The following is a 23,702-nucleotide window of genomic DNA, read 5'->3' on the forward strand; positions in this document are numbered from 1 at the left end:
TAGTTTGATTTTTTTTGTGAAATAGTTATTTAATGATTATGTTTGAAGTGAAATAACTTAGTGCGTTAAGTATAAACTGTAATTATGGAAATAAAATTGGATTCAAGTACGGCCTTCTATAAACCATTATCAAAGAAAGTAGGCAAGGCGCGTATCGGAGTTTTTGGTGTAGGATATGTTAAATATTGGGCACAATTTGATGGGCTGCTTGCTGATATGCAGGAGAAGCAAGCCGTGTTTATGAACATGGTTGAACAATTTGATGTTGAAGTTGTCGACTTCGGCATGGTAGACGATGCGCAATCGGCGTATGATCTTGTGCCCCGGCTCTTAGGCGCCGATCTGGATCTTATTTTTTGCGATATGCTTACTTATGCTACTTCGAGTACCTTCGGAGCAATAGTAAAGAACGTCCAAGTACCACTAATCTTGGTGGCACTACAGCCGGATAAGGCACTCAATTACGAACAGGCATCTACCTATAAGCAGCTTTTTAACGACGATATTTGTTCGTTGCCGGAATTTACAGGAGTAGCCGTGCGGTTAGGGCGTCCGGTACCTGATGTCATTATCGGGACGCTATATGATGATGCAGAAGCCGTCGAAGAGATTGGTAAATACTGTCGCATTGCCAATGTATTGCATAGCTTGAAGAACGCTCGGATTGGGCATATCGGACATCCCATTGAAGCGATGTTGGATATGCATACAGACTCCACCATGCTGACAGCCCATTTCGGCTTGCATGTGGTGCAATGTGAATCGCATGAGATTATTCAGCAATATCAGGAGGTCGATGTGATTGATCTGGAAAGAGAAAAGGAATTTATACTGGATTTCTTCGATACCCCGGATCCGGTTTCCGATCCGATATCGGATAAGCTTAAACCTGCCGATCTGGAAGTAGCAGCAAGAGTATCGTTAGCGTTGAAAGCTTTTGTGGCGACGAAGAAACTAGATGGCCTGGCTTATTATTATGAAGGTGCAGCACAAAGTACGGAGCAACTCGTCATGTCAAACTTGATTGTCGGAAACTCTCTTCTTACTGCAGCAGGGTTCCCGATGTGTGGCGAATCTGATCTTAAAACCTGTATAGCCATGATGGTGATGGATCGATTGGGTATTGGCGGTAGTTTTGCGGAATTTCATCCAGTAGATTTCAACGAAAATTTTGTGTTGGTTGGTCATGATGGACCACACAATGTTACGATTGCAGAGGGTAAGCCGGTATTAAGAAGCCTAAAAAAATATCATGGTAAACCGGGGTTTGGGGCAGGCGTAGAATTTAAAATTAAAGAAGGGCCGATTACGATGTTAAGCATCAGCTCGACATTTGATGGGCGCTTCAAATTCATTGTAGCGGAAGGTGAATCTGTTGCAGGGCCTATACCGCCGACGGGTAATACCAATACACGTGGATTCTTTGGAGATGATATACGCCAATTTTTAAAAAATTGGGTTGCCGAAGGGCCCACGCATCATTTTGCGCTGGGCATAGGGCATCATGCAGACACCATCCTAAAGATCGGAAGATACCTTAATATAGAAACTGTTTTTGTAAAATAAGATAAGATGAAGGGGTCAAAAATTTATCTGACGTTGGTACTATTTCCGCTCTACATGCTATTTGTTTCCTGGCTGGAGAAGTATCCCAAAGAGCCTGTAAAGTTTCAAAATATCACGTTGGAGACATCGTTGAAACCATTTAAGCAGAAAGATCGAGCGTATATCGAGCAGGTGGCAGAACACATGTTTAGGCAATGGGGGAATTTATTGGTTCATACAGATACCGTTTCTATTATGCTATGGATATCCGATGGTTCAGAAATATTGGAATATACCGGAAAACTGGATCAATCTTTAGAGTGGGCGAAGTACATCGGAAATCCCAACACGAATCATGAAGTAGGTGCAGGTCCCAAGGAGCTCTCTCTGCATGAGCGCGCATACCTTTATATGGAAAATCCACCCGATTTTTCCTATGCGGATCTGAAGTTGATTATCGAGATCCTGCGCGAAAAAGGGGAAAAATTAACGGGTAAAGCGATAAAAATAGGTGCGACGTTTGATCCCGGTCCCGAATTTGCCAAATCTGAATTTAAATATGTGCGACATCCTGAAATACTGGAAGGCAACGCTATGGGTCACAAATCATTTGTCAGTTGTTATGCGGTATTACATGCAGATGATGTCTCGTACGCGGCGTATCCCAATGGAATACCAGATCAAACGCCATTTGGAACTTTTTTTGGTAAGCAAAGCCAACATTTCCTACAAGATTTGAACTTTGATTTCCTCTGGTTAAGTAATGGTTTCGGATTTGGTGTAGAGCCGTGGTCTTCCACTGGCGCGGTTTTTACGGGAGAAGGCTTTTTGGAAGAAAAACTGGAAGATACACGCCAAAAGATTATTGATTTTTGGACGCTATTCCGCAAAGAATGCCCTGATTTCGAAATCCAGACTAGGGGTTCCAACCTTTCCACCGGCATCGATTTGGCACGGGATGGCGTGGATTTGCGCGCCATATATAAGTCTGGATTCGATATCTTACCGCCGCCAAATTCTCCTTGGGCAGCCATTGATGGGGATTTTGGATTGGAGATGGTAGGATATATGTCCCATATTGCCGATCTGCCGGACAATCGTTACGTCTATCGGTTTTATACGCATGATCCTTGGTGGCTAAATAGTCCTTGGCTGGACAGATATGGGCGTTTTCCGCACGATATCTATATGCCGATGTCCGTCGCCCGGATTGACGAAAAAGGCCAAGTCGGACTTCCTACTACCTTGAACTTTTTGACGATCGATGATTCCTTCGGAGACATTCCGGATGTCGTTCCAAATGAAGTCATTCCCCATATTTTAAGGGGACGAGAAGATTCGCCAACTGCTGCGGGACCGTTGGTATGGGTATATCCGTTTGATGAATATCACGATTGGGCAAAAGAGCAGCAAGAGCTGTTGCCGGAAATATACTATGGCGATTGGTTTATCAGACAGGCGATCAACCACGGTTTGCCGTTAAACACGATCACTTCTACAACCAATTTTGCGAAGTTGTTGAAGACGGATCCCAACTATTACCGAGAGTCCGTTATACTGACCATTGTTCCCGACGCCGGTTCCGAACAGGAACACGCGTTGACAGCGTTTATTAAAAACGGCGGACAAGTTATGGTATATGGACCTGCGGATCGAGCCAGTGACGCTTTTAAAGACTTGTTGAATCTTAAAAATATTAGCGGATTAGAAGGCAATTTTCGCTTAGTTAGCCATATCGAACTCGATAAGGTACAGCACGATATACCTACGAATATCCACCATAATCCGCTATTCTCCGGCGGTAGTATGCGCACCGTTATTGCCCATACGAAAGATTCGTATACGAAGCGTTTGGCGCATGTTATACAGGGAAATGAGGAGCGGGACCAAGTATGGTCGAGATCACTGCCGGATTGGAAGGGTGGTAAAGTGGTGTATATAAGAGGAACAAATTCGAGTAGTTTCCAAGGGGGTATGCTTTTACGCCCAGATGATCCACAAAAATGGGCGATTAGTCCAAAATTGGCGCGCCACGCCTTGAAAGAATTTGATTATTTGTTTTCATTTGAAAAGGACGATCTTTCGATCAAGAGCCCGATGCTCAGTATTGCCCGCAGTCACAACGGCTTTTTCTTTTCGGGGTATGCGCCCAATACAACCGTGGTACAGAAATTTAAATTTCCACAAGGAGCGCCCATATTACATGGATATGATAGCAAAATAGAAAATGGTATGACCACCTATCAATTCCCGACCGCTTGGCATCATGAAGTTCGTGTTTTTGTAGAACAAGAGGACGGCATCGTATCATCTAAAGAGATGCATTCGGGCGAATTGGGAATCAGCCGAAGAATTCGGATAGCTGGATTGAAGAACGCGACGCTTCGAATTTATCCGGAAGAGAATATCACTGCCGAAAATTTTAGAGCGTACCTCAACGCAGGCTATCCATGGAAGACGGGACATCAAACGTTTGAATTGGGAGACCCTAAATACGGGCACCATTTTGTAATCAAAGATGTGACAGGGCATGTTACCGTCGCATGGTGATTAAAAATTAACATACAATGCTGAAGAAAATATTTTTTTATACATTTTGTCTCTTTATGTGCTTGGCCATCCATGCCAATGCACAAAAAGATACTGCAGATAATCTAGGGGTATTGAAACAAGAGCTGGCGAAGGTCTTTCCGCATAACCGAACCATAAATCTCGTTTTCCACGGGCATTCCGTTCCGTCCGGTTATTGGTCAAATCAAGAGGTACATACCTTGGATTCTTATCCTTACATCTTACTTGGCTTACTGAAAAAAGTATATCCGAAAGCGGTCATTAACATCATTACTACCGCGATTGGTGGAGAACATGCCGAAAAAGGTGCCGCCAGATTCGCGACAGATGTATTGCCACACCAACCAGATGTTATCTTCATTGATTATGCTCTAAATGATTTAGGATTAGGATTGGAACGCTCGGAAGCGGCTTGGGCGCAGATGATTGAGGAGGCGAAATTAAATAATATATCGGTCGTGCTGTTAACGCCGTCTCCGGACCAGCGACAAGATATGGGGAATACGGAAAATCTGCTGAGCAAGCATGCCCAGCAGATCAGAAAGCTGGCGGCAAAATATGGACTGCCCGTTGCAGATTCTTACGCTGCTTTTGAAGCTGTGTTTAAAGAGAATGGAACCATAGAACCGTTTATGTCACATGTTAATCATCCCAACCGTTTGGGGCACGAGTTGATCGCAAATGAAATATTTAAGCTTTTCGCCCAACAGAAGTATCCGCAATTTGGTGTGGATCCCTTAAAAGATGTCATCGCGGCGATGACGATAGACGAGAAAGCATTGATGGTGACGGGGGCAAAACGTCGGGAGATCTATCCCACCGCTTTGCCGGGCAAAAGACAAAAAAATATTGTAGCTGTCGGGGGATATACCTATCCTTTTCTGCATTTAGGTATACCACCCATTTATCTGTCTGATGGGCCGGCAGGTGTACGTATTGCGCCAAGACGTTCAGGTGACGGCCAAACGTATTACGCTACGGCTTTTCCAGTTGCCACGTTAGTGGCTTCCGGGTGGGATACTTCGCTTTCTAGGGAAATAGGCGAAGCCATGGGACATGAAGCGCTTGAATATGGCGTGGATATCTTATTGGCTCCCGCCATGAATATTCACAGGGATCCACTAGGCGGTAGGAGTTTTGAATATTATTCCGAAGATCCCTTGCTGACGGGTAAGATGGCGTCGGCGTACGTTCAAGGAATACAATCCAAAGGAGTAGGAGCCTCTATAAAACATTTTGCAGCCAATAATCAAGAAACGAGTAGACGGTATATCAATACCATTGTATCAGAGCGCGCATTGCGGGAGATATATTTGGAGGGATATCGTATTGCCGTACAGGAGGCAAAGCCTTGGACGGTCATGTCCTCTTATAATAAGATAAATGGCGTGTACACGCCGCAAAGTAAAGAATTGCTCGTCGATATCCTGAGAAAAGAATGGGGATTCGATGGTTTTGTGCTAACGGACTGGTATGGAGGCGACGATCCGGTCGAACAGATGAAAGCACATAATGATTTGCTGATGCCCGGGCTACAAGTATGGACAGATACGATTGCAGATGCTCTGCGTAAGGGAAATCTAAGCATGGACGTGATCGACCAAAATATAGAAAATATACTCAACGTAGCATTAAAAACAGGTACGGTAAAAGATTATCCCTATACGGAGAAGCCTGATTTTGAAAAGAGTAAGGAAATTGCACGACGGGTAGCGCGGGAGAGTATGGTTTTGTTAAAAAACGAACGAAATACGTTGCCTATCCAAGCCAGATCTACATCAATAGGATTGTTTGGCAATTATAGCTACAAAAATCTGCCCGGTGGAACAGGGAGTGGAGCGGTCAATTATGAGCATGCCGTGTCTGTTGCTGAAGGATTGAAAACAGCGGGATTTGGACTGGATCCGGTTTTAGAAGGAAAATATACGACCCATCTGGAAAAAGGAAAGCCCCTGTCGGATAAGGCGGATAGTTTGATAACGGCTATGCCCCCAAGGGATAGCATTTTAAGTGAATTAGAGTGGGATAATCGTGAAATCGAAAGAAGCGCTAAGGAAACCGATATGGCCATTATCACGATTATGCGCATCTTTGGTGAAGGCGGTGATCGTCATGTCGATCATTTTCATCTAACAGCGGAGGAATTAACTTTAATCGATCGCGTATCAAACGCTTACCATGCGCAACAGAAAAAGGTAGTTGTTCTGCTAAACGTGGGCGGAGTTGTGGAAACGGCATCGTGGAAAGATAAGGTAGATGGTATATTGTTGACCTGGCAATCTGGTCAGGAGGGCGGGCATGCTGTTGCCGATTTGGTCAGTGGTAAATTCACCCCTTCGGGAAAACTTTCCACAACATTTCCCGTGCGTTATGCCGATGCTCCGTCTGCAAAAAACTTCCCCGGAACACCTTCCGAGAATCCAACAGAAGTTGTTTACGAAGAGGATATCTATGTAGGTTACCGATATTATGATACATTTCGTGTTCCAACATCGTTTCCCTTTGGTTTTGGGCTTTCGTATACGTCGTTTACCTATACTGATTTCAAAATTGAAAAAGGAAAAGGGGGAAACGCAACACTAATGGTTACGGTGGAGAATACGGGTCGATATCCGGGAAAAGAGGTCGTTCAGGTATATGCCACGGCACCGTCAGGTAAATTGGAGCATCCCGAAAAGGAACTGAAAGCTTTTGCGAAAACGAGATTGTTGCAACCCGGTGAACGAGAAACGCTTCGTTTTGAAATTAGCCCCCGTATGCTTTCTTCTTTTGATACGGACGCCTCTGCTTGGGTGGCAGAAAAGGGTATTTATGATTTGAAAATAGCGGTATCCTCCGATACTATAGTAGCAAATGGCAAATTCCACTTAGCGAAATCGCAGATAACGGAAAAAGTAAGTAAATCGTTGGTTCCGCAGGTGCCGATAAATACATTGCGGTCAAGTAAGTAATAATAGACGGGTAGTGAATCAAAAATAATGTTCATGATGAAATCGGTTTGGACCTTTATCTGGATGCTGAGCTTTATCCACTTGCAAATAGGAATTGCGCAGCAACTGACTGTGGCACCATCGAAAAGCTATTTACAAACATCGGATGGAAAGCCGTTTATATGGATTGGCGACACCGCATGGGAGCTATTTCATAAGTTGAACCGAGAAGAAGTAGATGAATATTTAACCGTGCGGATGAAACAAGGATTCACCGTTATCTATACGGTAATATTAGCGGAACATGAAGGATTAACGGTATCCAATGCTTACGGTGAAGTTCCTTTGCATGGACAGAATCCGGCTAAGCCTAATCTTCGATACTTTGAACATGTGGATTATGTCATCAATAAAGCACAAAGTTTGGGGCTTCGTTTAGCAGTACTTCCTACTTGGGGGAATAATGTTCAAAATGCAAGGGACGGTAAACGCCCCTATATCTTCACCCCTCAAAATGCCTATCAATACGGTAACTTTCTTGGTGATCGCTATAAGGATAAATCAATTATCTGGGTACTCGGAGGAGACCGTAATGTGGATAATGGTCAAGCAAAGCTTATCTGGGATAAGCTAGCGGAAGGGATTCGGGCAGGCAATGATGATAAGCAATTGATGAGCTACCACCCGGCTGGCGAAAGCAGTTCTGCTTATTGGTTTCATAAATCTACTTGGTTGGATTTTAATATGTACCAAACAGGTCACGCCCGCCGATCGATGCCCGGCTATCAATACGCAGAGGCACACCGTTTGTTAGATCCACAAAAACCATTTCTTGATGCGGAGCCGGCCTACGAAGATATTCCTATAAAGTTCTGGGAATACTTATCAAAAAGGCCATCAGAGGAACTTATCGGATCGGTATTCGATACGTCGGGTATAATCATAGACAGAGATTATTTCGAGGCAGGATTTTTTACCGATAAAGACGTGCGCCAACAGGCATATTGGGGACTTTTGTCGGGAGCAATGGGATTCAGTTATGGAAATAATGCCGTATGGCAATTTGTAGATACCGGAAAAGAATACGTAGTGCCCAGTTTGTATACCTGGCGTGAAGCACTCACAAGACCAGGCGCCGAGCAGATAAAGCACCTTCGATTTTTTATGGAAAATTGGGATTTTTCTACTTTGGTTCCGGATCAATCATTGATTTATGGGGTTAATAGGTCCGGTGCCTCGCATATCCGGGCAGCGACGAACGCCGATAAGTCCTGTATATATGTATACACACCAGTTAGTCAGGTGATTGTGTTGAATTTGTCTTTATCTGCCGATACCGTTTATAAAGTCAGTTGGTTTGATCCTCGTAATGGTGAGATACAACATGAAGAAAAAGTAATATCAAATGGGCCAGTAGCGTTTATTCCACCTGCTGCGGCAGATGATTGTGTTCTAATTTTGGAATTAAAGAAGTAGCGTTTTTCAAAGAATCAAAATATGCAACGTAGAACAGCTTTAAAGCAATTATTTTTCATAGCAGGGGGAATAGTACTGTTTCCATCATGTTGGGGAGGGGCGAATAAAGCTTCTATCGCCCTGCGTAAACTGTATATTAATGCTGAGCAAGAAAACCTCCTTGCCGAAATAGTAGAATCCATTATACCCGAAACTGATAGTCCGGGAGGAAAAGCACTTCATCTACACCTTTTTGTACTAAAAATGATCGACGATTGCCATAACGAGGGAGACCAGCAGGTTTTTGTCCAAGGGCTGAAGGATTGGGATCAGGAGATGAATAATTCTTTAGGGCAATCTTATTTGGTGAAGATCGAACAAGACAAGGAACATCCACTATTCGACTTTTTTATGATGACAAAAAGGAGAGTTATACAGGGATATTTGAATTCAGCGTATGTAATGAAAAACAAGCTGATATACGAACTAGTTCCAGGACGATATAATGGATATGCAAAAGTTTGAATAAATACAAAGGAACTAATTTAAGGAATGGCAAATATCAACATAGATAGCATAAAGGAACGCACTTTTGATGCTATTGTCATCGGATCGGGAATTAGCGGCGGATGGGCGGCCAAGGAGTTCTGTGAAAAGGGACTACGGACACTCGTTTTAGAAAGAGGACGGGATGTAAAGCATGTAAAGGACTATCCTACAACCAACATGTATCCCTATGAGTTTGAGCATCGGTTGGAAATGCCTTATGAAGATAAGCAAAAGAATCCGATTGCCAATCGCTGCTATGCTTATCGGGAAGATTCCGCACACTTTTTTGTGAAGGACGATGAACACTCCTACATTCAGGAAAAAGAGTTCGATTGGATTCGGGGATATCAGGTAGGAGGAAAGTCTCTTTTATGGGCAAGACAAGTGCAACGGTGGAGTGATTTTGATTTTGAAGGGCCGGCCAGAGATGGGTTCGCTGTGGATTGGCCGATACGCTATCGTGATCTCGCCCCGTGGTATGACCATGTAGAACGCTTCATTGGTGTCGCAGGTAACCGGGATGGTGTGGCTGAGCTTCCTGACGGGGAGTTTTTGCCTGCATATCCGTTAAATGCTGTAGAGAATCATTTTAAAAATATCGTAGCATCAAAATACGATAATCGTTATGTAATAAGTGCGAGATGTGCCCATCTATCTCAGCCAGCACCGATCCATTTGGAACAGGGACGTGTCCAATGTCAAAATCGTGTCCTTTGCCAGCGAGGTTGCCCCTTTGGCGGATATTTTAGTAGCAACGCGTCTACATTGCCGTGGGCAGAGAAAACAGGTAATATGACGCTTAGACCGTTTTCTGTCGTGGAATCCATTATATATGATGAGCAGAAGGGCAAGGCGGTAGGTGTGCGGGTAATTGACACCAATACCAAGGAAGTAATCGATTTCTACAGCCGGGTAATTTTTGTCAATGCCTCCGCCTTGAACAGCAACCTCATTCTTCTTAATTCGACTTCAAGCCGTTTTCCTAACGGATTGGGCAACGATAATGGATTGCTTGGTAAGTATATTGGGTTCCATAGTTACACCGCTGTCATAACCGGTGAATACGACGGCGAGTTGGAATATCGTACAGATGGGCGGAATCCGGCAGGAGGGGGGTATATTCCTCGGTTCCGTAACATCTACAAGCAGGAAACCGATTTTCTAAGGGGCTGGGCGGCGACATTTAGTGCTAGCAGGACCCCATCTACGGATACTTCCGGTGTCGGCGTATCACTGAAAGATCAATTACTACATCCAAAACTGGGAAATTGGCGGGTAGGTTCGCATATGATGGCCGAAACTATTCCTAAAGAAAGCAATAAAGTGTGGCTCGATACAGCAGAAAAGGATCAATGGGGTGTTCCATTGTTGCATATCGATGTGGCATACGACGACAATGACTGGAAAATACGAACAGACTATTTTGAGCAAATGACGGCGATGTTTGATGCGGCAGGCTTTCAGAATGTCAAAACAAGAAATGATGATCGCCGACCTGGAAATGATATCCACGAGATGGGCGGCGTGCGTATGGGGCATGATCCAAAAACTTCCCTACTCAATAAATGGAACCAACTACACAGCTGTGAAAATGTATTTGTAACAGACGGAGCTTGTATGACGTCCACTGCTACACAGAACCCCTCGCTGACTTACATGGCATTGACAGCTAGAGCCGTTAATCATGCGTTGATGTTAATGAAAAAAGGTGTTTTGTAAGCAATAAGAACAATATTGTTATAAAGAATACGAATCATAGGAAAGCGTGTGATTAAGGTGTAATTGTTTTAATCAAAATAGATGGGAAATCTATATAATTGGTAACTAAAGGATTGATATCATAGTGTAAAAAATATGAAAAAATAATTTTGCAAATCAGATTTTACCCCTATATTTGCACACGCTATAAGCAAAAGGCTTGGAGAATTAGCTCAGCTGGTTCAGAGCATCTGCCTTACAAGCAGAGGGTCACTGGTTCGAATCCAGTATTCTCCACATAAGAACCTCGGGAGATTAGCTCAGCTGGTTCAGAGCACCTGCCTTACAAGCAGGGGGTCACTGGTTCGAACCCAGTATCTCCCACAATCCTAAAAGTCCTTTTTTTAAAAAAAGGGCTTTTTTTATGCGGTCTCGCATAACCAATCTCTTACACTGCCCCCAGATACACCGAATCAGACAATTTGTCCGTCAGCATGTTTTTTGTTCCCACATAAACATGGAGTATTTTCCCCTCAGCCATAACAACGCGTTGGGGTTCCCAAATATACTTCTTCACCGATAGGTCGGGTCCGGTCAGCAACAAGTCGTATTGGTGGGATCCGTCATAAATAGCTGCGACAAATATGCGATCTTGGGGAGTTGTAAAAAATGACTCCCATTCAAAAACCAATGTTTTGCCTTCTCGTCTCACCTGCGGTTTTTCCGGTGCCGGTTCTTCGCCCCGGAATAGCAACACCTTTTCGGGGTTAACATAGGGCGCGTTATCGTTATCGCTGTCGTAATCCAGTGAGTTTTTAAACGTATAGGATTGCGCCTGTTGGAAAGTGCCGACCCGGCTTCCTGGCGGAGCCATATCACGATATCCCCAATTAATAATTCGTTTAATCGGCTTGAGAAATTGAGAAACAGCTTTCATACGTTGTTGATTTAATGCCGCCAATCTACTCGGTTTTCGTTTAGGTTGCACTGGAAGACCGCGAATGATGGTTTGTCCATTTAATTGGTAACCCACAAATGCCACCTATTTTTCCCGAAAAGGAACCGATGATGTTATCTTTTAGAATTGCCATAAGGATTCAATGTTTATACTGGTGTTTATAAAATCAGTACACTTTCGTACTATTTAATTAGAATAAAGCTAATCATTACGATGAGAATCCACAAATAAAATACAGTCTAAATAGAGTAATATTAGTGATTTACCTCTATCAACCCTCTATAAAACCCCTATATAAGCTTTATATAATCTCTAATAAATGGGGACAGATAGTATATCAAAATCCTAAGTTTCACCTTTTATTAAATGAAGCAAATCGCGAGTATTTGTCGACAATCGTAGGAAAATCTTCTATCCGTATATCGATGTACGGATAGGTCTAGGTTACCGACTATTTGGGAAAATAAACAAAAAATAAGATGGCCGTGACATTCTTTAACCTAAAGAGTTTGAGCAAAAAGCTCTTCCCGCAAACCCTGATAGTCATGTAAGGCAGCTTCGGCATTATTGAAATCACGCTGCGTCATATATATCTGGCCCAGCTTGTCTGCAATAGCCAACTGGAGCAGTTTATTATCTTCTGATTTTGCTAGTTCGTCCGCTTGCATGAATTCCTTTTTGGCAACGTTATAATTCTTCTGAACAAATTTAGAGGACGCCAGCATATATTCAATTTCAGCAAGCTCTCCACTGAAGTTTTTACTATTTGCTAGGTCGCGGGCTTGGATCAGAAACCACTGGGCTTCCGTATGTTTATTTTGTAATTGGTAAATCCGGGCCAACGTCTGCCAGGCAACAATTTTTTGCTCGTAAGCCTTCGCTCGATTTAGTAATGGAATAGCTTTACGGATGATGTTGTTCTCGGCAGACCGGTAATCTTTGTCGTGTGCTTGGATAAAGGCTATTTTCAGTAGGGAATTAGCCTGGTCGATAATACTCTTCTGTTGAACAGCCGTTTTATAGTAAGCTTCTTGAAAGTAACCTGCCTGTTGAATATTTTTATCGTACAAAAAAATGTTGGCAAGATTATATTGGATGACGGCGACATCGGATGTGTTTGACGTCTTCTGTGCATGCTGAAGAGCACTTTGCAACAAGCCTAACGTTTGGGAGATAGTCCCTTCTTTTAGAGACAATGAAGCGTAAGTGTGTAATAAGCCGTAAGCGGCGTTGTAATTACCGCGTTCCACTTCCCGCTCCACCAATTCGTTCCACGCTAAAGCAGTACTCGGCATAGGCGACAGGAGGTACTGCACATTTCTTTCAGCGATAGTAGTTTTAAATTCCGCAATTAACTGCTGAAAATCAAGCGCCTTGTCGATGCTATCTTGAAAAGACGCTTTCTCTTTGTAAGAATCCGTGAGCAACTCTTCTCGGGTTCGAGGAGCAGGGAGCACATATACCCGAGGCCCTACACCGTCAAAATCTGTGTCATACTTATTAACATAACCCGCCGGATCCAACGCGCCATCAACCTGTTGCGCCTGGGAAGAAGTAAAGCTAAGTCCCAAAGCGAATACACCTAATATATTGTTAAAAAGACTCTTTTGATAGAGTTTCATATGCGTTCCTTTCCTATTTTACAAAGTTAGGTTCTAATTTGGAGAATCACAAATGCGCGTCTTTTCTCACCCGTCATAGAATCTTTACACAATATTTCGCCGCTTATTAAGTTATTTAAAAGTAAATTAATGTTTAACTTAGTAGCTTCTGGTCGTTAATTTTAGTGACCCTATTATTTTATGCTTTGTTTTCAGTATTTTTATGGCATTCAAAATTTTGTTGTAAGTTTTGGATACTGAAAAGGATTATTGCAAATGTATTTAAAAAAAATATCTTATATGTTTAAGAATATCGTATTTGGTCTGGCTTTAATTTCATTTATAGCTTGTGGATCAAAACCCCGTGTGAGTCTGGATGAAGAAGCGTTACAGTTAAAACCGTCGGCACAGCATGAAGTGATTGCAGCCGAAGTGGCCAATCTACTTGAAAACTATAGTTATAAAAAAGTACCGATGACGGATTCGTTATCACAGATCGTTTTCGCAAACCTATTGAAGTCGATGGATCAAGGGCGTAATTACCTATTACAGTCCGATATCGATGATTTCAAACAATTTGAGAATACCGTAAGTCAAGACTTTAGAAAAGGCGATTTATCGGCTCCATTCTATATTTTCAATGTATATTCGCAACGCTATTTGGAGGCAATGGAATACGCGTTGACACAAGTAGATGCCCCTCATGACTTTGATGTCGATGAGAAATATGTGGCGTATAGAGAAAAACTTCCTTATTTTAAGAACGATACCGAACTAAAGGATCAATGGCGTAAGCGGGTAAAATATGATTTGTTGAATTTACGCTTGACGAGTACTGATAAAGATTCTGTTGACGTAAAAAAACACAAAGAAACGTTGCGCAAACGCTACAAGAATCTCGTTAGCCAAGCAAAGCAAACTAATTCTAATGACGCATTTCAGCTTATCATGACTGCTTTGACAGATGCTGTTGATCCGCATACGACCTACTATAACCCTTCGTTTGCACAAGCATTTAACGAAAGTATGTCTAACACATTTGAAGGGATTGGAGCGCGTTTGATGATGGAAAACGAAATGGTCACGATTAAGGAGATTATTGCCGGAGGACCAGCCTTTAAAGATAAAAGCTTAAATGTGGACGATAGAATTATTGGCGTAGCACAGGGAGAAGGAGAGTTCGAGGATATCATTGGTTGGCGTTTGGATGCAGCTGTTGCAAAGATTAAAGGGCCAAAAAATACAGTCGTACGACTGAAAGTGATTCCGGCGGGGCAAGAACTTACCGCGCAGCCAAAAGTGGTGGCACTGAAAAGAGATAAGATTATTATTGAAGAAGAATCTGCACAGAAAGAAATAAAGCAGGTTAAGGGAGAAGATGGCAAAACCTATAAAGTAGGACTTATTAAATTGCCGAAATTCTACATAGAGTTTGAAGCTTACCGTCGTCGTGATCCGAACTACAAAAGTACAACAAGAGATGTTCGTCTGATTTTGGATACCCTTCGTCAGGAGAATGTAGATGCCGTGGTGTTAGATTTAAGAAACAATGGTGGCGGTTCATTGCAGGAAGCTATTGAATTGACAGGATTGTTTATTGACAAAGGACCAGTTGTTCAAGTACGTGACGTACGTGATCGCGTGGAAGTAGATAGTGATAACGATCCTGGCGTTGCATGGGATGGACCATTCGGCGTACTGATTAATCGCTTTTCAGCGTCGGCATCCGAAATTTTCGCCGGCGCAATTCAAGATTACGGTCGAGGCATTGTGCTGGGAACGCAGTCTTATGGAAAAGGAACCGTACAGTCTGCTATTGATATGTCAAAATTTATCAGCGCGACCAATAAACTGTTATTAAAAGCTAAAGGATTAGACAAAGATCCGGATACACCTACCGGCGCACCAGAATTTGGTCAGATTAACATTACTATGGGCAAATTTTACCGTGTAACGGGGAGCAGTACACAGCATAAGGGCGTGATACCTGATATTGCCTTTCCGACACAGTATACGGCGGAGAAATTCGGAGAAAGTTCTGAACCATCAGCTTTACCTTGGGATCAGATAAAACCATCTAACTTTGCGACAGTCGCGGATTTAACGAATTTAAAAGACCAGCTAAAAGGGATTCACGAATCCCGCATGGAGAAATCACCTGAGTACGCGTATCTTATGGAAGATATCGATGAATTCCAGAAGTTGGATTCTATTCAGGAAATTAGCTTAAACCAAGACAAGCTAAAGCAGGAGCGGGAGAAGGCCAGAGCTAAAAATAGAGCGCGTATTAATAAAGGATTAGAGCTACGCGGGCTTCCTTTATGGAAAGAGGGTGAACCGCAACCCAAAACAGATTTCGATTTTGTTTTAGACGAAAGTTTAAATGTAATCGCAGATTATATACGGCTTGGCCAGACTAAATTGGCAAAGAAATAGAATTTCGTAGAGACGCTAAACGGCGTCTCTACTTGTTTTATGTCATTAAAACAATTTCAATTGGGGGTCGGTAACGCGGAATGTTTTTCTATGGTATGGGCTGATACCGTGTTGTAAAATAGCGTTACGGTGTTTAATAGTTGGATACCCTTTGTTAGACAACCAATCGTAATACGGAAATTCGTTTGCAAGATTGTGCATATATTCATCACGATAGGTCTTCGCTAAAATAGAGGCCGCAGCAATAGACAAGTATTTTCCGTCACCTTTTATGATACACTGATGAGGTATATTTTGATATGCTTTGAACCTGTTGCCATCTACAATGATATAAGCTGCTTTTGTTTGGAGTTGATCCAATGCGCGATGCATGGCTAAATAGGATGCATTTAAGATGTTGATATTATCTATTTCCTCTGCCGAGACACTGGCTACGGCAAAATCTAAAGCCTCTTCCTCGATGACGGGACGTAAAGCCATTCTTTTCTTTTCCGAAAGCTGCTTAGAGTCGTTGAGCAAAGCATTGCAATAATCCGGTGGAAAGACAACGGCAGCGGCAAATACAGGACCTGCTAAGCATCCTCTTCCCGCTTCGTCACAACCTGCCTCCATTACATCATGCTGAAAAGTTGATAATAACATCCTGCTAAAATACGAAACCGAGATGTAAATAAGCATTAACACACAAAGAAATGATTTACTCGAGCTCGCATCGGCCATAAAAGAAATAAATAGATGAAAATAATCGGACTGTATGTAACATGTGTGTGATATTCGATAAAAAAGCATTTCTTCTTTTTTACTTTGCCATGATCAATGAGTCTATACGTAAAGCATTTAATGAAGTGGAATAACAACTAACGATGAAAGCATTTTTTCTTGGCATACTATTAATTGTAGGTATGAGCCAGTCTTTTGCACAAAAGAAGCAAAAGATAGCCATTCAGTCATTATCGGATATAAAGATTGATGCTGACCTAAGCGAGTGGGATACGTTGCACAATGTTGCAGATCAAGGCTTTTGGTTCTACCAATTGGCACAAGATGCTTCCAATCTCTATCTGGCTATTCGCGTGGAGGATTATTCTTTGCATATTTCTGCGATTTTGTCCGGCATCGTGTTCAGTGTCATTCCTGATAAGAAGAACAGAGATGAAATACTATTTTTATACCCCTATACTGATAGAGAAGCGAAGCGTGCGATAAATCAGGAAGGTTATCGTTCTGAAGAAGAAGAGAAGAGAGCGTTTATTGAGCGTTCACGTGGTTATTTCGTATACGGTTTTCCGACAATACCCAGTGGTCTTTTGTCTTTCCAAAACGAATATGGCTTGAGAGCTAAAATACGTACGGACGAAGGAACATTATATTATGAAGCGGTTATTCCTAAGTCTTTACTGGATTACACGAAGCCTCTTGCAACATTAAAGCTGGCGATTCATGATGGCATCACCCCATTGGTGGCACCGAAGAAAAGCGCGTCCACCCGTTCCGGTGGAATGTACCGCCCCTATCGCGGCAGGCCCACACCTCGATCTAAAGACATACGAATCCGGGAGGTACTTTTAGAAGCAAAAATAGATTAGCATACGATTTAAGAAAATATGAAAGGTTTTTTGATAGTAATTTGTGGTTTGGCGGTTTGGTTATCCGCTTCTAACGCTGTTGCACAGACAGGTAAAACGGTGCAGGGTATGTTACGGGATAATGAATCGAGGGTAGTGGCAGGAGCTTCAGTGCAATTGGAAGGGGATAAAGATACGTTGGGAACAAGTGCTTCCCCAGCAGGTATATTCATATTCAATAACGTAAAATCGGATAAATTTACTATTAAAGTATCCAGTTTAGGCTTCGAAGCTTTTGAGCAGCAATTCAGCTTTTCGCCAGGACAGGATAAAATGGTGATTCCATCGTTTCAATTGCAGGGAATAGCGAATATGCTGGAAGAAGTAATTGTAGACGGTGTAATTACTGTACAAGTGAAGGGAGACACCATAGAATATTCTACAAAAGATTTGAAATTGAGAGAGGGTGCTCTTGCGGAGGATGCGTTGAAGAGATTGCAAGGTGTCGAGGTGGATAAAGATGGGAATGTGACCGCACAAGGAGAGCAGATTACTCGCGTGCGGGTGAACGGAAGAGATTATTTCGGTGGCGATGTAAAAACTGCGACGCAGAACTTACCAGCAGACATTATCAATAAGATGCAGGTCATTGATGATTATGGTGATATGGCAAATTTGACCGGAAACAAGACCGGAGACGCGGAGAAAGTTCTCAATATTGAGATTGATCCGGATAAAAACAATGGCTATACTTCGATGTTACGGGTTGGTTATGGTACGGATGATCGTTATCAAGCTACGGCGAGTATCATGGCGATGCGAGATAAGATGCAGTTATCCGTACTCGGGAATTTGAATAATATTAATGCGCCATTGTTTGATTTCAATACACAGGGAGGTGGAGCTCGTCGTCGGCAAGGAGGAGGAGGAAGACCTGGTGGAGGTGGTATGTTTGGTGGTGCCAATGGTATCACGAATACGGGATCGCTCGGTATAAACTACCGACAGGATATCAGTGATAAACTGACCGTTTATGGGAGCTATAGCTTCGGGCACGATGATAACGATGCGATATCATCCAGTTTAAATAAGTTTATTTATCCCGACTCTATTCTCGATAGAAACTCCACATCCAATACCAATACCATCGGTAATTCACATCGTTTTGACGCCAATTTTGAGTGGAAACCATCCGAGCGGGATTTTATTAAAGTATCACCGCAGATTGGCTACGGCCGTACAACCACCGTTAGTGAGAATTTTAACGAAAACCTGTTGAACAGCGAATTGTACAACACAGAATCCAACTATCTTGATGGCGTATCTAAATCGCCAAATATGGGCATTAGTGCCTTGTATAATCGACGTCTTAACGATAAAGGAAGGAACATTTTCTTTAACATGAATATATCGTCTTCTGGAACGAAACAAGATCAAGACAGAATTATTGAGACGATAGTCGGAGATCCGAATAATAACGATATGACGGTGGACAGTTTGTATCGGCAGACGATAGCAGAGATGGATAACAAGAGTTGGAATGGTGGAGCGAGTGTTTCTTATTTAGAACCCGTCAGTCAATTTGGCAAGATCGAACTTTCTTATGATTATAATGTAAATACGTACGATAATAGTCGTTCACAAGATGCTTTTGATGCAAATGGCAGCGTGTTGGATGATTCCCGTTATATTTTCGATCGGATGTATGATTACTCCTTTAGTACACATCGTTTGGGAGCCAATTATAATTACGATAATGATAAAATTAGATATGCCGTAGGGTTATCCGCCCAGCCAACTATTTTAGATGGGGATGCAATGGTAGATGGAAATGCGATTGATATCCGTAGAAACGGTTTCAATATTATCCCTATCGCACGTTTTGAATACAAATTCAGTAGGCAGAAGAATCTTCAAGTCAACTATTCGGGTCGGGCCAATGAGCCATCGATTACACAGATACAGCCTTTTACAGACAATTCAAATCCTACCAATATTGTTACAGGAAATCCGGATTTGGATGCCGAATTTCAGCATAATGTTCGATTCCGCTTTAATAGTGGTGATTTCCAGGCGGGAAAGACTTTCTTCATGATATTGAATGGTACCTTTACGCAAGATAAGATTGTTTCAAACAACTTGAGATATAGCGATCCGGAATTGGGAATAGTACAGGAAACAAACTACTTGAATGAAGATGGTGCTTTTAATTTACGAGGCTTCTATCATTATGGACGCTCGTTCAAAAACAAAGTGTACAGCTTGAATTTTATGGGAAGTGTAAACTATAACAACAACCCTTCCTATACTGACGGAGACTTGAATCAAGCACGAAACTGGAGCCTGATGCAAGGACTGATGTTCCGTTATTTACCTTCCGAAAATCTGGAAATTAACCCTGGAGTACGATATAGCTGGGATCATACCTTTAATACGCTTAATGAGCGTTCAGTGGTTATGCGTTCTTGGGCACCCAATTTAGTCGGGTCTGTAAATATTACGCCGACGATTATATTTGGAACAGATGTTTCGAAAACTTTTTACCAAGGAAATGCCTATGATGATAACCCTTTTATCATTAATGCCTATGTAGAAAAGCGATTCTTAAAAGGTCAGAGAGGAACTCTACGTATGCAGGCGTTTGACCTATTAAATGAACAGACCAACATCTCCAGGACAGTGTCCGATATCCAGATTTCAGATACGCGGACAAACAGATTAGGGCGTTACTTCATGCTATTATTTACCTATAGACTCTCTAAATTTGCAGGAGGAATCGCACCGCAAGAAGAAAGGGGGCCAGGAGGGATGAGACGACCAAGGATGTAAAAAGGGAGCGGATTGATTTTTCTTATTTAAAAAAAATAGATAGATTTACGGTCTAAAGCAGCTTGAGAGAGTTAACTTATAAACTAGGAAAAATTAATGATAATATAAACATTAAACGACGGAAAAGTAGCTAATCTATAGTTAGTTTTGCCATCGTTTATTGTTTCAATATATTATAGCCCTTTAAAGTGGAAGATATTGCATCACAAATACCGCTCCTTATAAAAGGTAGTGAAAAAGCATTCTCAACAATATATAACCATTATTGGGACAGGTTGTATTATGTAGCTTATCAAAAACTTCAAAGCCAGGAAGCAGCAGAAGAGATTGTACAAGAAGTTTTTCTTACATTATGGAGAGATCGTCAAAAGCTTTCTATTCACTCACTCTCCAATTATCTGGCCGCAATGGTTCGTCATGCCGTGTATCGTTACGTCGCATCTGAAAAGGCGGTTAAAAATCGGGAACTTCGTTTTGAGGAAGTACAGAAAAAAAATCTGAATTTGGAAGATGAACTGAACAACAAGCTTGCTCTAAAAAAGATACTGGAACTTTCTAATCAATTACCGCTAAAGTGTCGCCTTGTTTTTCAACGAAATAAGTTACAGGACGAAGCAATCAAGGATGTGGCGAAAGAACTGAATATATCCATAAAAACCGCGGAAGCCCATCTCTCAAAAGCCTTGAAATTTATTCGGTTGAATATCCGGAGCTTTTTGTGCTTGTTCTTCTAATATCGAACAACGGAAGCTTCGTATTTATTATTGCAGGCCTATTATTTATATTTTTTTTAAAAAATTTTTTACCAACTAAGGGTTAATGTCTCTCGGCTGTCTCTATATTATTAAATGAACCGAAGAAAAATGGATAGAAGACATTTCATAAAGGCAGGCTCAATTGTCATGGGAGCGGGACTCCTATCTTCTGAATTAAGCTATGCAAATGATAGAAACATTAAAAAGAATGTTCGATTAGGAGTAATAGGAGTTGGGGGACGTGGCAGACGACACGTTGCTGTGTGTTTAAATCGACAAGATGTAGATATTGTAGCTATTTGTGATATACAGGAGGATTCGTTGGCTCGCTGCAGGGAACAATTTAAAAAAGTAGGTCAGAACTTGCCGAAAGAATATACAGGTGGCTTCGAAGCATATAAGCATATGCTTGATAAAGAAAAATTGGATGCTGTTATTATTGCTACTCCATGGCAGTTTCATCATGCACAAGCTGTTGATTCGATGAAAGCTGGAGTATATGTCGGTTGTGAAGTTATCGCAGGACTAACACTTGACGAGCATTGGGATATTGTTCATGTTTCCGAAAAAACGGGTGTTCCCTACATGTGCTTAGAGAATGTGGCTTATAGGCGCGATGTTTTAGCTATTTTAAATATGGTGCGTCAGGGTTTATTTGGCGAACTTGTTTATCTGACAGGAGGCTACCAGCATGATTTGAGAGGAGTATTATTCAATGATGGAAAATCATCCAAAGGCGAAGGAGTAGAATTTGGGCCAGAAAAAGGATTTAGCGAAGCACAATGGAGAACCCAATTTAATATTGATATGGACGGGGATTTATATCCTACCCATGGGTTAGGACCGGTTATGAATTTTGCCAACATCAATCATGGAAATCGTATCACAGAAGTTGTCTCTTATTCCAGTAAAGCTAGAGGACTGGCAGATTATGTTGACAAGAAATCGCCTGGACATCCAAACGGGAAAATACATTATAAAAATGGAGATATTACGGTTTCATTAATGAATTGTGCAAATGGCGAGGTACTGGAAATCACACACGATGTCCATCTCCCTAGACCCTATTCTATTGGGTTGCGAGTGCAAGGTACTAATGGAATATGGATGGACGTAAACAAAGGAATATATATCGAGGGCAAGTCTGCCAAGAACCATCAGTGGGATAAAGCTAGCGACTGGTTAAAGGAATATGATCATCCGCTATGGGCTAAGTATGAATCATCTGCAGCAGGAGCGAGTCATGGCGGTATAGATTGGTTCGTTGTAAATGCTTTCATTGAATCAGTCAAACAACAACGTCAGACACCGATAGATGTCTACGATTCTGTAACCATGAGTGCTTTGTTCCCGCTTTCTATCCAATCGATTAAAGAAGGCAACAAGACATTGGAATTTCCCGATTTTACGAAAGGAAAGTGGAAAACAAGACAACCTACCTTTGCTTTAGATGATAGCGGCTTTTAATGACAGAAAGCATCATAATATAAAAAGGTTAAATTAATAGGATAGCATAGATGACAGAGCAAGAAATACGCTTATTGGCGATAAAATTTTTAAAAGGAGAGACTACAAAGGAGGAGGAAGCTCTATTACATGCTTGGTATGATCAAAAAGATCAGGATAAAGAGGTTGTCATAACTACGGACGAAGATTCTGTAAATGTAAAAAAGAGGTTATACAGTCATATTCAGAAACAAATCCAAAAAAGAAAATCGTTTGTCATCAGTAAGCATGCGATCGGTTATGCGGCTTCTGTTGCTGTTGTTCTTTCTTTTCTTGCGTTTTTCCTTTATCCTAGAAAACCAGCTGAGACAATACATTATACCCAGTTGTTGAAAGATGATGTTGGACCAGGGAGGAATAATGCTGTCCTTAGATTAGGTAGTGAGATGGAGGTAGATTTGGATAAAGTCGGTATTGGTAGCTCAACTGAAGCAAACGGTCTTATCGTGAATAAAGATGAGGATGGTTTACTCTCGTTAGTTATATCAGATAAGGCGAGTAGAAAAGCGCAGCACAAGATTAATACTTTACAAACACCGAAGGGCGGGCAATATAAGGTTGAATTACCAGACGGCACAAAAGTTTGGTTGAACGCTTCATCGACATTGAAATTCCCAAGCATATTTGAAGAAACAATACGCGAAATTGAATTGGAAGGAGAAGCCTATTTTGAAGTTGCGCATGTAGCAGATAGAACATCTAAAAATATTCCTTTTGTGGTAAACGGTAAAAATCAGAAAGTCGAGGTCTTGGGGACACATTTTAATGTCAATAGTTATACAGATGAGTCTGTCATCAAAACAACATTATTAGAGGGCTCTGTGCGTGTGGTGGCAGGCGCAACCGGACAGCAATTGTTACTGAAGCCGGGACAACAATCACGATTGCAAAACGGCAATATCTATGCTGAATCAGTGGATACAGAACTAGATGTAGCTTGGAAGAATGGCGATTTCATTTTTAACAATGAAAATTTAAAAAGTGTAATGCGAAAGCTCGAGAGATGGTATGATGTGGAGGTTGAATATAAGGGAGATTTCGATGATCTACGTTTTAGTGGAGCTGTTTCCAGATCAAAAAATATTTCGGAAGTCCTTAAAATTATGGCGCTAACAGGAAAAGTAAAATTTAATATTGAAGGGAGGAGGATTATTGTGATGACCTAATTTTTCTCGGATGGTGTGGAACAAAAAAACCAGAAGTATGTAGCAGATACTTCTGGCAAGCTTGTGGTTCCATCAGATATCAATTAATAAACCGATGTGTTAACAAAACCAACAATCAAATGTATGAATTTACATGAT

15 protein-coding genes, 2 tRNA genes and 3 pseudogenes are annotated in these 23,702 nt (G+C 41.8%); 17 read left to right on the plus strand and 3 right to left on the minus strand.

What is annotated here, in order from left to right; genetic code table 11:
- Window positions 1-84: 84 nt before the first annotated feature.
- The 11 genes and pseudogenes from H8B21_RS20275 (at window position 85) to H8B21_RS20310 (ending at window position 11,132) form a co-directional block, all read left to right on the plus strand.
- Window positions 85-1,566, plus strand: a complete 1,482-nt coding sequence (locus H8B21_RS20275) for an L-fucose/L-arabinose isomerase family protein (protein ID WP_190315683.1) — start codon at window positions 85-87, stop codon at window positions 1,564-1,566.
- 6 nt (window positions 1,567-1,572) lie between these two features.
- Window positions 1,573-4,095, plus strand: a complete 2,523-nt coding sequence (locus H8B21_RS20280) for a hypothetical protein (RefSeq protein ID WP_190315684.1) — start codon at window positions 1,573-1,575, stop codon at window positions 4,093-4,095.
- A gap of 56 nt (window positions 4,096-4,151) precedes the next feature.
- Window positions 4,152-4,778: pseudogene (locus tag H8B21_RS20920) on the plus strand (SGNH/GDSL hydrolase family protein); the annotation flags it as partial.
- A gap of 306 nt (window positions 4,779-5,084) precedes the next feature.
- Window positions 5,085-5,732: pseudogene (locus tag H8B21_RS20925) on the plus strand (glycoside hydrolase family 3 protein); the annotation flags it as partial.
- 120 nt (window positions 5,733-5,852) lie between these two features.
- Window positions 5,853-6,566, plus strand: a pseudogene (locus H8B21_RS20930) (glycoside hydrolase family 3 protein); the annotation flags it as partial.
- Between the two features lie 132 nt (window positions 6,567-6,698).
- Window positions 6,699-7,067 (plus strand): fibronectin type III-like domain-contianing protein, encoded by a 369-nt coding sequence (locus H8B21_RS20935; protein WP_449618951.1) that lies wholly within the window; start codon window positions 6,699-6,701, stop codon window positions 7,065-7,067.
- A gap of 33 nt (window positions 7,068-7,100) precedes the next feature.
- On the plus strand, window positions 7,101-8,522 hold the full coding sequence (locus H8B21_RS20290) for a glycoside hydrolase family 140 protein (protein ID WP_190315685.1): 1,422 nt from the start codon (window positions 7,101-7,103) through the stop codon (window positions 8,520-8,522).
- A gap of 21 nt (window positions 8,523-8,543) precedes the next feature.
- Window positions 8,544-9,026 (plus strand): gluconate 2-dehydrogenase subunit 3 family protein, encoded by a 483-nt coding sequence (locus tag H8B21_RS20295; protein WP_190315686.1) that lies wholly within the window; start codon window positions 8,544-8,546, stop codon window positions 9,024-9,026.
- A gap of 27 nt (window positions 9,027-9,053) precedes the next feature.
- On the plus strand, window positions 9,054-10,769 hold the full coding sequence (locus H8B21_RS20300) for a GMC oxidoreductase (RefSeq protein WP_190315687.1): 1,716 nt from the start codon (window positions 9,054-9,056) through the stop codon (window positions 10,767-10,769).
- Window positions 10,770-10,970: 201 nt separating this feature from the next.
- Window positions 10,971-11,045 (plus strand) — tRNA-Val (locus tag H8B21_RS20305).
- A gap of 12 nt (window positions 11,046-11,057) precedes the next feature.
- A tRNA-Val gene (locus H8B21_RS20310) sits at window positions 11,058-11,132 on the plus strand.
- A 64-nt stretch (window positions 11,133-11,196) separates the two neighbouring features.
- Here the strand turns inward: H8B21_RS20310 and H8B21_RS20315 are convergent.
- Both H8B21_RS20315 and H8B21_RS20320 read right to left on the minus strand, forming a co-directional pair.
- Window positions 11,197-11,790, minus strand: coding sequence for a hypothetical protein (locus H8B21_RS20315; protein ID WP_190315688.1), 594 nt, complete (start codon window positions 11,788-11,790; stop codon window positions 11,197-11,199).
- A gap of 416 nt (window positions 11,791-12,206) precedes the next feature.
- A complete protein-coding gene (locus H8B21_RS20320) occupies window positions 12,207-13,328 on the minus strand; it encodes a tetratricopeptide repeat protein (RefSeq protein ID WP_190315689.1) in 1,122 nt (373 codons plus the stop codon).
- 279 nt (window positions 13,329-13,607) lie between these two features.
- Here H8B21_RS20320 and H8B21_RS20325 point away from each other — a divergent pair, with 279 nt between their 5' ends.
- Window positions 13,608-15,743 (plus strand): carboxy terminal-processing peptidase, encoded by a 2,136-nt coding sequence (locus H8B21_RS20325; protein WP_190315690.1) that lies wholly within the window; start codon window positions 13,608-13,610, stop codon window positions 15,741-15,743.
- Window positions 15,744-15,788: 45 nt separating this feature from the next.
- Here the strand turns inward: H8B21_RS20325 and H8B21_RS20330 are convergent, their stop codons facing one another.
- Window positions 15,789-16,385 (minus strand): ribonuclease HII, encoded by a 597-nt coding sequence (locus H8B21_RS20330; protein WP_190315691.1) that lies wholly within the window; start codon window positions 16,383-16,385, stop codon window positions 15,789-15,791.
- 221 nt (window positions 16,386-16,606) lie between these two features.
- On the opposite strand from H8B21_RS20330, the gene H8B21_RS20335 reads away from it, so the two are divergent.
- The 5 genes from H8B21_RS20335 (at window position 16,607) to H8B21_RS20355 (ending at window position 23,564) form a co-directional block, all read left to right on the plus strand.
- Window positions 16,607-17,329 (plus strand): hypothetical protein, encoded by a 723-nt coding sequence (locus H8B21_RS20335; RefSeq protein WP_190315692.1) that lies wholly within the window; start codon window positions 16,607-16,609, stop codon window positions 17,327-17,329.
- 18 nt (window positions 17,330-17,347) lie between these two features.
- A complete protein-coding gene (locus H8B21_RS20340) occupies window positions 17,348-20,137 on the plus strand; it encodes an outer membrane beta-barrel protein (protein WP_190315693.1) in 2,790 nt (929 codons plus the stop codon).
- 188 nt (window positions 20,138-20,325) lie between these two features.
- Complete coding sequence (locus tag H8B21_RS20345) at window positions 20,326-20,871, plus strand: sigma-70 family RNA polymerase sigma factor (protein WP_190315694.1); 546 nt, start codon at window positions 20,326-20,328, stop codon at window positions 20,869-20,871.
- A gap of 129 nt (window positions 20,872-21,000) precedes the next feature.
- Entirely contained in the window at window positions 21,001-22,359 is a 1,359-nt protein-coding gene (locus H8B21_RS20350) for a Gfo/Idh/MocA family protein (protein WP_190315695.1), read from the plus strand.
- Window positions 22,360-22,409: 50 nt separating this feature from the next.
- Complete coding sequence (locus H8B21_RS20355; RefSeq protein WP_190315696.1) at window positions 22,410-23,564, plus strand: FecR family protein; 1,155 nt, start codon at window positions 22,410-22,412, stop codon at window positions 23,562-23,564.
- Window positions 23,565-23,702 lie beyond the last annotated feature (138 nt).

Origin of the sequence: Sphingobacterium chuzhouense, from assembly GCF_014692525.1 — a bacterium.
GTDB classification, from domain to species: Bacteria; Bacteroidota; Bacteroidia; order Sphingobacteriales; family Sphingobacteriaceae; genus Sphingobacterium; species Sphingobacterium chuzhouense.